Genomic DNA, 14102 nt, shown 5'->3' on the forward strand with positions numbered 1-14102 from the left:
AAACGCGTCCGTTGCGCCTGACTGTCGTGAGTCATCCACGTTGCAAACATTGCGTAGATCGAGCTGAACACAGATGACGTATCCACTACTGCTTACCAAGCTCCATTCTACGCGCAAAATCTCTCGCTTCCGCTAGGGCGCGAGCGTCGGCCTCCGGCATATTGGGGAACTCCTTCATCACAAGATTGCCCCTTATGATCCTATTGTCGTTCGCCCTGGCAATTCCAGACTTCCATCCATTGATTTCCTTGAGACCGTAGCCGGTTTCGTACCGGGGCGTATAGTGATCGAATTGAGCCGCCGTGTCGGCGACAAACCACAGAAGCGCCGGGACTGTTCCGACCCCAGTCATTCCAACGAGTGCCATGGTCGTGTTAACTCCCAAGTGACCCCAATCACCAGCAGTCGCCTTGTCATCCGTGCCTACCTGCGCCAGTTCGATTACCGGACCAGCCCAAGTCAAAGTAGTCGAGACGCTACCAGCGACCCTTCCGATCGTGGGAGTGAACTTGACGCCAACAGAGTTGAGGTTGTCAGGGGTAGCGAACCGTTCCGCATAGAACTCAAATCCGGGTTGCATCGGATAGGTCTGACCGCCGGAAGCAATCAGGTATTGGCCCCAACCCGGGGGCGAATTGAACTTTAGACCAACAGCGTACTCGCCCGCACCGAGCGCTTCGACGCCATCGGCGGCCAATCCGCCCAGCCCCATCGCAACGCCGAGTTGATCCATGGGTTCAAGCCTGTTTCCGCTCGGAGTACTTGTGATCTTCTTGGACGAAAGGTTCATCGATCCTTGAGCAGCGGACGTCGGCTCGGCTGGAGCATGAATCAACACGTGCCGTGGGAGTTGGTAGGGCGAGTCCCCTGCGCCTGGCATCCGCCACCCACTGGGGCTTCGCGCGGTTCCATATCCATTCCAAAGCGATGGACGCTCACCCCGGAGTATCGGCGCAGCCTGCCTGTCTGGCTTCTGCAGATCCACCCAGTTTCTCCCCGCGTCGTCCCAACGATAGAAGTACCAGCCGTTTCCGTAGGGACGCGCCGTGACATTGATCGTTTCCAACGTCTTTACATTCGCGTCGTAGGACGTACGGGATACAACGTTCGCCTGCTGGTCCACGGAGAATTTCGGCGATGCAAACGGAGGCATGCTTTCACCGCCCTCTTCGACTGAGATCGCCCCAGGTGGCTGGCCAACCGTTTCGGGGATGGGAGGCGCATACCCGCCGTTCTGGATCCACTGCGACAGGCCGTTGCCAAACGCGTTCCCAAAGGCATCTGCCGCGATGGCGCCATAGTTGATGTCACCGCCGAGACCAAACGCTCGGCGCACATGCTGACTCACGACGCCACCAACCATGCCATTGACGGTGTTGTTCACCACTGCGTTGGAGCTGAAGCCCTGCAATGCCGAGTCCATCTTCTCACCGAGCTTGGCGCCGACCACCGAAGTGACCGCGCTGGACGCGATGGAGCGCCAGCTGAAGTGCGTATCGGCGATTCCCGCGATCTTGCCTGCTGCGTAGCTGCCCGCCGCATTGGCCGCGCCCATGGCCGCAATCGTTCCGTAGCTGTTGTCCGCCAGCAACTTGCCGATCTCGGCACCGCCGCCGATGTAAGCACCAACGCCCGCCCCGACCATGGAGCCGATTCCGCCCGCCACCGCGCTCCGGAGGCTGAAGCTGTCCACGACGCCCATCGCCTTGCCTACTGCCTGACTGGCGATGCTGCCGGCCATACCGCCCGCAAACGCGGCGCCTGCGATCGCTGCGGTGGCAGCGAACGTCGTCGCCCCCGCCAGTGCGGTGCCACCCAGGACCGCCGCGCCAGCGGCAAAGAAGCCGGTGCCGGATGCCACTGCGCCGAGCGCCAGCGCCGCGGCACCTGCGGTGAAGACGGTCGCCACCACCGCCACGATGACCATCAACACCATGGCGATGCCGTTGCAGTGCTCCTTCGGCGGCGGCTCGATGTAGGGCAGCGACGGCGAGGTGCTGCCGATGGCTTCCTGCGGACTGAACGGCTTGAAGGTAGTTGCGTCGTTGGCGGTGACCTTCACTTCCGGCACCACCAGGGTGGTACCGGCGGTCAGGCCGCTGTCATCGGCGATCGCGTTCGCTTCGGCAAGCACGTACCACAGGTTGGCGTTGCCGTAGACCCGCTGGGCGATGCCGCGCAGGGTTTCGCCTGCCAGCACGGTGGTGCGGCTGCTGCCTGCGGCGTTGTTGCTCTGGTAGGCGGTGAGGCGGCCGACGACGTCCACTTCGCCGGTGCGCTTGCCCGAGGCCACCAGCTGGCCACCCACGTAGGCGTATAGCTGGGTCTGGGTCTTCTGCGCCGCGTCCTGGGTGAAGACACCATTCTCCAGCGTGCCTTCGCGGCGGCGCAGGATGTTGCCGGTGCCGTCGTAGCTGAAGTAGCGGATGCGGTCTTCCAGCGTGCCCAGGTTGCTGGCCAGCGGGGTGTTCTCGCGTACGGCAACCCGGCGGCCCCAGGCGTCGTAGGTGCTGTAGGTGCTGGAGGCGCGGAAGTTCTGGTTGCTGCTTGCGCCACTGACACGGGCTTCCAGGTAGCTGTCACGCGCCTCATAGGTGTAGCTGTAGCGGTGCGTGTAGCCCTTCGGGTCGCTCGCGGCCGCGCCACTGCCCTCTTCGTGCTGCGCATACTGGTAGGTGTAGCCACGCAGCAGACCTGCGGCGTCGTAGCCCATGCCGTAGTTGACGCTGGCCAGGTTCTGCAGCGCGCCCAGGTTGGTGACCTGGAATGCCCCGCCATCGGTAGGTGCACCGGCAGTCCAGCCCAGCTGCCGGCCCAGGATCAACTGCTGCAGGATGCGCCCATCAGCGTCGTAGTTGAAGGTCTCGGCGTGCTTCAGCCACCCGGACACGTTCACCCCATTACGGGTGGAACCGTTGTCGAAGTAGGTGCGCTGCTCGATCACCCGGCCGACCGCGTCGTAGCGGTAGCTGTCCTTCAGCACCAGGCCGGACGAGCCGTCCATCGGCACGGCCTGGAACACGTTCAGGCGCTGGCCGCGCTCGTCGTACTGGGTCGTTTCGGCCACTTCGGCGTGGCCGCTCAGATAGCGGCGACGCACCGCGTTGCCCGCCTCGTCATAGTCCAGCGCGTAGCTGACCTCGGCGTTGCCCAGCACGATCTGCCCGTTCTTCATCGTACCGTTGGCGACGGTGACCCGGTTCTGGGCGTCGTACTCGTACCAGTACTGCTTGAACGGCTCGGCCATGTTGTACGGGTTGGCCGGATCGGGATCGACGAAGTCGCCGATGTCGCCCAACTCACCGCCGCGCTCGTAGTTCCAGCTGAAATCGTCTATCCACAGCGCTTTGCCGCCGCTTCGGCCCGATACGCCACCCACGGACATGCTGACCGCGCCCGCGGGCACCTGCGTATAGACGAACGCGGAGTGCCATTCGCCCCCTGAGCCACTGGTCACAGGGGTGCCCTGCACGTCGGAAATGACGTTGCCCTGGGCGTCATAGAAGCGCAGGAACACCGCGCCCCACGCTTCGCCAGCGCTGGAGGCGCCCTGCTGTACGTTCGCACGCGCATTGACGACGCTGCCCTCACGTACGGCAATGCGTTCGTTGTTGACGGCCTTCGTATCCGCATCGCGGTTGAAGCGGATGGAGCCACCAGACTCGGAGGTCCAGGACGCGCCCTGCTCGAAGGTCCAGCCGGCCGCGTTCGCCAGGTCACCATTGTTCGGCGCCGCACCCCAGGTGAAGTTGTCGACGAACACCGGATCGCCGCCGCCACTGCGGAACGCAGTCGCGCCGATCGACATGAACACCGCGCCCGGCGGCACCTTCTCGGTCACCCGCGAGTCGTAGATGTTGCCGTTGGACGCCGAGTCCACCATGTTGCCCTGCGAGGTGGAGATCAGCGCGCCGGCGTAGTCGTACCATTCGATGATGACCGCGGCGCCGGCCTCGCCCGCGCTGGACGCACCCTGGTCCACCCGCACCGAGGCGGTGATGGTCTCGCCCGGTTTGACCTCCACGCGCTGCTTGTTGAGGATCTTGCTGGTGCCGGTGAAGCTGAACTGGGCGCGCTGCGTGCTGGGCCGCTCACCCCCGGTGACCACGCTCCAGCCTTCGCCACGGGTCCAGCCGAAATCGCCGCTCTCGAAGTCCGGGTTGGTGATGCCGTTGATGTCGATGCCGGGCATGTTGGCGTCGTACGCGGTACGCGCCAGCACGCGACGGCGATTGCCCACCGCGTCGTAGTCGTAATTGAGCTCGAGCTGTGTGCGGTTCTCCGTCATGTCCTTCTGGGTCACCTTGGTGATCCGGCCATGCGCGTCGTAGCTGACGCGCGTGAGGACATGCAGGAGCTGGCCATCCGCATCGAAGGTATACGCCTCTTCGGAGGTGCGGTTGCCCGCCGCGTCGTAGGTGTAGCGGAACCAGTTGTTGCCTTCGCGCAGTTCCTTCAGTGCGCCCGAGCGGTAGTAGCTGTAGTTGCGCTCGGGATCGTTGAGCAGCAGCGGCTCGGGCAGGTCCAGGTTGGTCTGGTCGGCGTCCAGCCCGTACTGCGACCAGTCGCGGTCGTACCAGTAGTCGTCGATGGGCGTGGAGTACTGCCGCGCCTGCTCGGTCCACTGGCTGTTCTCACGCAGCAGCTGGCCGGTTTCGCCGTCGTATTCGTAGTCGTAGTCGGCACCGCTGAGATCGTTGTGGTCGATCAGGCGGCCGAAGTAGTCGTACACCCAGGTCAGCTCGTCGAGGTTCATGACCTCGCCTTCATCGTCACGCTCGTAGTCGATGACGGTGCGGCGCCCGGTTTCCGTGCGGCTCTGGACCTCCATGGTCAGCGACGTGGTGCGACCATTCGCTCCGGTGGCGGTGATCTGCACTTCGCGGCGCTGCACGCCGCTCAAGGTCCCCGACAGCACGCCGGTGGACGGATCGAAGCTCAGGCCGGAGGTATCACCGGCCGAGCCAATGGTCACCCACTCGTCATGGGTCTCGGTGCGGCGGGTCTCCGGGTCGTACTCACTGAAGGTGACCAGGACCGCGGCGGAGAGCGACATCCCCTGGCCCTGCGTATCCACGAAGGTGCCCGGCGCGACCTGGTAGCTGAAGGGCTGGCCGGCCGTCACCTTCTGGTTGTACAGGCCCTGCGCGGGCGCCGGTGCGCCGGCGTAGAAGTTGGTGTAGGCCGTCTGGCTGACCACGTGCAGCATCGAGCTGGCCGTGGCCGTTCTGCCGCTTGCACTGGTGGCGGTGTAGGTGATGCGGTACTGACCGTTCTGGCCACCAGCGCCGCTGAGCGTGCGGGTCTGTGGGTCGTAGCTGAATCCGTCCGCCGGCCGGTAGGCACGGGCCGCGTCGTCCCAGATCTCAATACGTACCGAAACAGCCGGCGTCTCGCCCTCGGCCGTGGTGAATGCGGTGACGGGGATGGTGTAGCTGACCGTCTGACCGATCACCGCATACTGGCTGTCGACCACGCCACCGTTGAACACCGGCACGCCATCGGCGGCCAGGCTCGGATCGGACAGCGCATTGGTCTCGCGGATCTTGTTGCCCTGGGCATCGTAGCCATAGGACATGGCCACACCCGCGGCGGTCAGGCTGCGGATCACCAGGCCGCGGCTGTCGTAGTCGTAGGTGTTGACGTAGCCCAGCGCGTCGGTAACGCGCAGGCGGCTGCCATTCTGGTCAAGTGCGTAGCGTTCGCGGGTGGCCTTGCTGCGGCTCTGGCCATCGGCCTCGCGCAGAAAGTCGCCCTGTGCCACGACCCTGCCGGCCTGGTCGTATTCCAGGAAAGTCAGGTATCCCAACGGATTCTGGGTGTAGCGCTTCTGCCCGAAGGCATCGTAGGCCGCGTAGGTTTTGTCGCCGGTGGCGGTCTGGCTGTACGTCTGCCGGCCGCTGGCGTCGTATACCGAACGCTGCCAGTTGCCGTTGGCATCGCGGGTACCCACCAACCGGCCCAGCGCATCGTATTCCCACACCGTCTCCGGCTCGATGTTGCTCACCGAGCCGTCGTTGTTCAGCACACGCACGGTCGGCTTGACCTCGCGCACCGTCTGGTTCAGCTGGTTGTACTCGTAGTAGGTGATGCCGCCGCGCTGGTCGACCATGGACAGCACGTTGCCCCACGCATCGTAGCTGCGCTCGATGGTGCTGACGTCGTTGGCGAGGTCGTTGTTGCCCGGCAGATACTGCTTGGTCAGGTTGCCACGCAGGTCGTATTCCATGCGCGTTTCGACGGAGACCAGCTCGCCGTTCGAGTCCCTGACGTAATGCGACTCCTTGATGACCCTGCCGGCCCGGTCGTACACGTACTCCCGCTTGACGCCACCTTCGGCGTTGCTGGAAATCACGTTGCCCTGCTGGTCGTAGCGGTATTGGACGGCGAAGTCGGAGGTGCCCAGGTCACGCTCGACATTGCTGTCCTTGGCGATGATTTCGCCGAACGCGTTGTAACGCACCTGCGAAGCGGTATCGACCACCACCTGCAGGACCGGGCCGCCTTCGCCCTGATGCAGCTCGCGCGAGACCTTGCTGATGATCTGGCGGCCCGCCTTGTCAAAGACCGCCTCATTGACGGTCAACGACCAGCGCCCGGAATTGCCCTCCAGCCGCGACCGTGTCGCCAGCAGCTGGTCTGCCGCGTCGTAGGTGCGCGCATGCAGGGTGCCCACCGCGTCGCGCTCGAGCACGCTGCGGCCCTGCCAGTCGTAGAGGGTGCTGATGACGTGGTCGCGAGCGGAGGCCACGCCGCCCTGCCCGGCTTCGGCGCCATCGGCATAGCGACGGACCTGGACCAGGTTGCCGAAGGCGTCGTAGGCCATGCTGCTGAACGGCGAGGCGCGACGGTACAGCGCCGCCGATTGCAGGGTGACGCCGGTGGAGCCGAGCTGGATGTCCGCGTTTCCGTTGATGACATCGCGCTCGCTCTCGCGAACGGAGGTCACCCGGCCCAACGCATCGTAATAGGTGCGGGTCTGCTCGCCCTGCACCGTCACCGCCGTGGCGCGACCGGAGGCATCGTACTCGGTCAGGCTCTCAACGAACGCGCCGTCGTCCGGGTTGCCCAGGCTGCGGCGTTCGGCGATCTTGCGCCCGAGCGCGTCATAGTCCCATTCGGTGACGCGGTTGTGGCCGGCGAACAGCGGGTCGAACAGCGACTGGGCCCGGGATTGCGGCCATTCCTCACCGGGGTTCTCCTCCTGCGGCGCGCCATCGCCCGGCTGGGCGTACTGGACTTCGCGGATGCGCTCGCCGTTGGCGTTGTACTCCCAGGCGGTGACATATCCGTCGGCGTCAATCCGGTGAGTCTGGCGGCCAGCGCTGTCATAGAAGTAGCGGGTCTGCGCCGCGCCGTTCTGCGGCTGCACGTACTCGTACTCGCCCTCCCAGATCTGCGGGGAGTATTCGTCGGTGGAGGTCTGTTCGGAGATCAGCTCCCCATAGATGTTGTAAGCGTAGTCGGTGCTGCGGCCGTAGGCCGGCATGATCTGGCCGTCCCAGTCGCGGACATAGGTCACCACCTCGACCACCTGCCACTTGCGGCCGGCGATGTCGTACTCGGTGCGGATCTGGCGATCCTGATCCGCCGACGGCTCGATCAGCGCCGCGATCTGCGCCGAGGTGGGGGCCGACGTGCCGTCGACCACAATGGGCGTCGCGTAGCGCGTCAGGCGGTTCTGCTGCCCGTAACCGTTGTAACCGTACTCCGTGACATAGCCTTCGGCATCAATGTCGTACTGCACACGGCCGGCGGCATCGTAGGCCTTGAAGCTGTAGTAGCCGAGCACATCCTTCTGCGCAATGGCGCGGCCGAAGGCGTCGTAGGTGACCTCGACGGTGGGCCGGAAGCCCGTGGCGTGGATCTGGCCGTCGGCCCCCATCATCCCGGCGTCCGGGAAGCGCGTCAGCACCTGCAGCCCGCGATTGTCGTACACATACTCGGTGGCGCGCGCGGTCGCCGTGCCCACATCTTCAATGCGCCGGGTGACATTGCCGAACGCGTCGTACTCGATCAGCGTCGTGACCGAACGGGTCACGCCGGTCAGGTTGCCTGCCGTATCGGCCACGGAGACCACCACCTGCGGGCTGACTTCGAGCGTGCGGTTGCCGGCGGCGTCGTACTGGTAGGTCCAGGTGGCCTGGTTCTTGTCGGTGTAGCTGGTGAGCTGCCCGATGCCGTCGTAGGTGAAGCGTTCAACGGCCTGCAGGGCGTCGTACCGCGTGACCACGTTTCCGGCCGGGTCGTACTCCTGCCGGGTGACGCGCACGTCGCCCATGCCGGCCAGATGGGAGGCCAGCTCTGCCTCGTCCCAGTCACGCACATCCACCCGCTCGCCGTACGCGCGGGTCTCGATCAGCTGGCCCAGGGCGTTGTAACGGAATTCCTGTGCGAGGCCATCGGGCCCGATGCTGAAATGCTGGCGGCCCGCGGAATCCATCACATAGCGCGTGCGCCGCTGGGGAACCTCATCGATGGACGTACCGCCGACATCCTCGAGCAGTGCAATGATCGACTCGACCGTGCGCGCGTCTTCGCCGGAGCGGCTGGCAAGCGCCATCCGCGCGGGGTAGTAGACCTGCGGCGAGATGCCGTAGGCGACCTCACCGGAAACGCGGCCGGCGGCGTCGTACACGATGCGCGAGATCTGGATCGAGTTGGCACCCTGGGTGCCCCACTCGTACGCGTTGCTCTGTACGTAGGTCAGTTTGAAGGCGAGTCGCCCGCCGTCGTCATAGACATAGTCGGTCCGCGCGTCCCGGCGGAAGACTTCGTCGAAGTAATACTCGGGCATCCTGGCGCCAGTGAACACGCCGGCAGCAATGTCGGTGTGAACCGACACGTCCAGCGGCAGGCCGCCGCGCCGCTCGGAAACAACGCGCCCGGACGCGTCGTACTCCGTGACGCTGTAGTAGCCCTTGCCATCGACATGGCCCACCACGCGCCCAACCGAGTCGTACAGGTAGGAATCGACGCGGTCGTTCGCATCGTCGGTGCTGAGCAGCGCGCGCAGTTGCGCTTCAGACACTTCGCCGGAGGCCAGCTGCTGACGGAGCGCCGCGTCCAGGGCCAGCGGTGCCGCATGCGTGCGCACCTGGATGGCATTGCCGCTGGCGTCGAGCAGCTTCACCGTGACGGCGCCGGCACCGTCGACGGACAGGGTCTGCCGGCCATCACGGTCGTAGAGCACGTAGCTCAGGCGGTCCCGTGCATCATCGGCCACCAGCTGCGCCCTGACCTGGGCGTCTGTCACCTGCACCGGCAGCGCGCTGAGCGCGATCGGCGTCGCATACACGCGCGTGGATACCCGCTGGCCTGCGGCATCGTACCGATACTCGGTCACCCCGCCACGTGCATCCACACTGAGCGTCAGGCGGTTGGCCTGGTCGTAGACGAAGCGGGTGGTCTGCTGCAGCGCGTCCACGGTAGCCACGACATTGTCGTTGCCGTCGTAGACATACTGGGTGGTCAGATTGAGCGTGCCGGCAGCGGCGGTCTGGCTGGTCCGGCGGCCGAGTCCGTCATAGGAGTAGGCGGTGGTGGTTGCCTGCGCGGTGCCCGCGCCGGCGGTCACGGTCAGCTGCTGGCCGATACCGTCCCAGGTGTAGGCGGTGCGCAGTGCCACGCCCTGCGGATCCACCACCGACTCGAGCAGCCGCCCGTCCAGATCGTAGCTCAGCGCCGTCTGGACGCCGGTGGCGTCGGTGATCAGCAGCTGTCGGCCCTGGCCGTCGTACTGGTAGGTGGTGCCCGGATGGACGTTGCGCACATAGTCGGTCGAGTCCTCGTAGCCGTCACCGTCGGTGTCGACCCATATCTGACTCCAGCCGGCCTCGGCCTTTTCCAGGATGCGGCCCCGCGCGTCGTAGGTATAGACCGTCTCGTAGCCGCCCTCGCCCTTGGCGACCAGCAGCCCGCGGTGGTCGTATTCGTAGACCACGGCGTAGTCGACGAAGTTGTCCCACTCCCCCTGGCCCACGCTGCGCTCGGCGATCAGCCGGCCCTCGGCGTCGTACTCAAAGACTCTGGCTGTGCCATCCTGCCGCCGGATCTCGACCTGCTGCCCATGCGCGTTGTACTGGGTCACCACCACCAGCCCTTCCGGCGTGGTCATGGTCAGGGTGCGGGCCTGGTCGTCGTGCGCGAAGACGGTGGTGCGCCCCAACGCATCGGTCTGGCTGACCACCCGGCCCCAGGCGTCATAGGAAAGGTCGGTACGCTCCTGCCGGCCTGCAACGGTCCGCTCCACCGCAATCTGCCGGCCCATGCGGTCCAGGCTGTAGTACGTGGCGGTGCCGCGGCCGTCGGTGCTCTGCACCACGCGCCCGAATGCGTCGTACTGGGCAGTGGTGATCCGCGCCAGGCCCTGTGCGTCTTCGGTCAGCGACAGGCGTTGGCCACGCTGGTCGTAGGTGCTTTCGGTCACGCGCCAGTTGTTGCCGGTGATCTGGTCATCCTGGCGGACCAGTTCACCGAAGGCGTTGTAGCCCATCAGCGTCCGGTAGCCTTCGGCGCTGGTGCGTTCGGTGAGCAGGCCACGACGGTCGTACTTGAACTGCTGCCGGCTGTCGAAGGTGGCGATGTACTGCAGCACCTGGATGGCCGCGGCAGCTTCGTCACGCCCGAACGGCGGGCTCAGCATCACCCGGCCGGTGTAGCGGATGGTGTCGCGTGCCTGGCCGAAAGCATCGTAACGCGTCTCTTCCACTTCGCCTTCGGCGTTGATCAGCCCGTTGGCGTCCTGCATGCCGTACACGGTATGCGTCAGGCGGCCGACCGCATCATGGAAATACCAGGTGCGGTTGCCTTGCGCGTCGATGCTTTCAGTGCGACGGCCAAGCGCGTCGTAACTGTGGCGGATACCATATTCGGCGTACAGCGCCTGCAGCTCCGCCGCGCTCATCGCGTCGCTGTAGAGTGCCGATCCTTCGCCGTTGAGCTCGGCCACCAGGTTGCCGAATGCATCGTAGCGGACCACGGCGTGGCGCCCATCGGGACTGTCCACGGCCGAGTAGGTGTGGATCAGGCGGCCCTGGCTGTCATAGCTGAACTGCGTGACCAGGCCGAAGGAGCTGACCTCCACGGCCAGCTGGCCCAGCGTATTGTAGCTGCGCAGGGTGCTGCGCATCGCAGCGTCGTCCTGCACCAAGCCACGCAGGGTGGAGAAGCTGGCGTCAGGAGCAGCGGCGTCAAGCTTGATGCTGTAGGACAGCACGCCGCGCTGGTTGCGCGCCTGGTCATACACGTACTCGGTGAGGTACCCCTCCGCATCGAGCTGGCCGATCAGGTTGCCGCGCCCGTCATGGAAACTGCGGGTGACGGCATCGCCACTGGTGCTCTGAGGGCGCAGGTCATCCAGCGAGCCCGAGGCACGGTCGCCCGGCGCCGTCGGGGTTGCATAGCCGATCGTCCGCACCAGCCGGCCGCCGGCATCGTACTGGAACTCGGTCAGGAAACCGCCCGCATCCAGGCGGCCGATCTCACGACCGTCGGCATCGTAGAAGTAGCGCAGCACCCGCGCACTGGCTGCAGTGCCTGCCGCATCGGTGGCGCGCGCCTCGATCAGGCGACCCGCGCCGTCGTATACGTAACGGGTGATGCCACCTTCGCCATCGATCTCGCCCAGCTTGCGGCCCAAGGCGTCGTACTGCACCTGCGAGGAGCGGTCCTGATTGGTGGCGTCCGGCAACACGTCGGCCAGTGCCACGGGCACCACGGCGCCATCGACCAGCCAGCCGCCGGTCGGCACCTGGGTAGCGTAGGTGGTCGTGGTGATGACCCGACCCAGCGCGTCGCGCACGAAAGCGGTGACGGTGCCGGTGGCGTCCACCTGCCCGGCCAGCTGCCCTTCCCTGTCATAGAAGAAGTAGGTGCGGGCGCCGTTGGCGTCTTCGCTGGCGCGCAGCTGCCCGGTGCTGTCATAGAAATGCCGGGTGGTACGCGCCGGGGCACTGCCATCCAGCACCGATTCGGTCACTGCGATCAGCTGGCCCGCCGCATTGCGGATCTCGGTGCGCAACAGGTCATTGCCGGCGCCGTCGCCGACCACGCCGGCCTCGATGATGGTGCGCAGGGTGCTGCCGGAATCCTGGTAGCTCCAGGTGGTAGTGCGAAGGGTCGCTTCGCTGACGAGGCTGCCACCGCTGTACCGGCGTTCCTGCACCGTCTCGGCGAGCAGGCGGCCCATGCCATCGTAAGCGTAGCTGGCCACTTCGTTGAGGGTCTCGTCGGCCACGTCGCGGCCGGACGGATAGCGCACGATGACCTTTTCACGCAGCAGCCCCTGCGCGTCGTAGACATAGTTGACCGTCTCGGTGCCATTGGTCTGCACGCCCGCGCCGCTGGCATCGACCTGGTCGAAACCGCGGGTCTGGTTGAGCCGGCCGCGAAGGTCGTAGCCATACTCGGTGAGCCCGCTCTGCGCACGGCGCTCGGCCGTGGCCCAGGCTTCCAGGTCACTGGTGGTGAACGCACCGCTGTAGGTATCGCCCAGGTAGCGGCGCACGGAAGCCACCTGGCCGACGCCGGTGCCGGCGGTGGCATAGGTGGTTTCGGTGACGTCGCCGGCGGCGGTGATGGTGAAGCGCACGCGGCCCTGCGCATCGCGCAGGAAGTGGGTGGTCGCGCCGCCCTGCGGAGCCGAGGCGCTGCCGGCGCCGTCGGCATCCAGGCCGGTGAACACCGTCTCCGATTCCAGCTGGTTGGTGGCCGTGTAGGTACGCTGCACCGCCGTGGCGCTGCCGTTGTTGGCCGGATCCACCAGGTTCCACTGCCACAACAGGTTGCCGTTGGCGTCGTACTGGTAATTGCTCTGGCTCAGCACCACGCCGCCGCGCAGGGTGCGCGCCTGCACGAGGTTGCCGTCGGCGTCGTAGCTGTACTGGCTGGTGTCACGCTGGCCGTCCACGGCCGGCGCCTGCACATCGGTCAGGCGCCCCGCGGCGTCATAGCCATACGACCAGGTGCGGCCGCTGGAGTCGCTGACGTCGGTACGGCGGTTGGCGGTGTCGTAGCTGTAGGTGAGGGTCTGGCCGACACCGTCGGCGTCGTTGGCATTGTCGTCGCCCTGGGTGACCGAAATGATCCGCCCTTCGGCGTCGTAGCCGTAGCTGACCAGCGTGCCATCACCCTGGCGGACCTGGCTGATGCGCAGGCTGGTGGCATCGGCATAGGAATAGACGGTGCGGTACAGGAAGCCGTCATTGGCGGCGGCGTCGGACGCATTCCAGGTGTCCTGGTCGCCCGCCCCGTCGCGGGGAGTGAGATCCACCAGCACCGAGGACAACCGGCCGATGCTGTCGTAGCCATAGGCCACCTGGCCGATCAGCACGCCGTTCTCGCGCGTGGACAGGGTGGCAAGCCGGCCGGCGGCATCGTACGTAAACACCAGCGCGTCGGGCGTGGCACCGGCGCCGGTGTCCTTGCTGCGGATCTGGGTGATGCGGCCGGCACCGTCGTAGAGCACGTCCCAGCTGGTGGGTGAGGTGGCATCGCCGAGCAGGTCGCGGATGCGGGTCAGGCGTCCCTTGAGGGTCGCGTTGGCATGGTCGGCGTAGGTTTCCTCGCGCCGCGAACTGCCTTCGATGTAGGTCCAGGTCTTGCTGCCGGCCGTGTAGGTCAGCGTATCGTGCGCACCATCGCCGTCGGTGGACTGGTAGGTGTTGCCGCCGGTATGGGTGAAGTCCTGGAAGGCACCGTCACCGGTGTGCAGCCGCATGACGCTGCCGGCGGCACCGACGGTACCGGAGAGCAGCTCGATGCGGCGCTCGAATCCGGTGATCCAGCCGTCGCTGCCGACCTGGCTGGAGAGCCCCTGGCTGTTGTAAGTGCGGAACTGGCCCAGGGTCATGCCGCGGAACAGCAGCTGCTCGTCCTGGCTGTGCAGGATCAGGTTGCCGTTGCTGATGTTGACGTACTGGCGGTCGCCGCCCTGTACCCCCAGCCGTGCACCACTCCCCAACCCCAGGCCCGCCTGGAGCGAAGAATTGAACAGACCCAGACCATTCCCTGCAATTACTGCGGCCATTACGCGCCCCTTGGTGTGAGAAAGGCCGCGACATTCCTGCGGCTCCTTCCCCTTTATCCCGTGGGGCGCGTAA

1 protein-coding gene is annotated in these 14102 nt (G+C 65.9%); it reads right to left on the reverse strand.

All coding sequences use genetic code 11. The features are described 5' to 3' along the window. Window positions 1–85: 85 nt before the first annotated feature. On the reverse strand, window positions 86–14029 hold the full coding sequence (locus ACOZHM_RS01430; RefSeq protein WP_421567165.1) for a hypothetical protein: 13944 nt from the start codon (window positions 14027–14029) through the stop codon (window positions 86–88). Window positions 14030–14102: the final 73 nt, after the last annotated feature.

The organism is Stenotrophomonas sp. PD6 (genome assembly GCF_049199305.1).
GTDB lineage: Bacteria > Pseudomonadota > Gammaproteobacteria > Xanthomonadales > Xanthomonadaceae > Stenotrophomonas.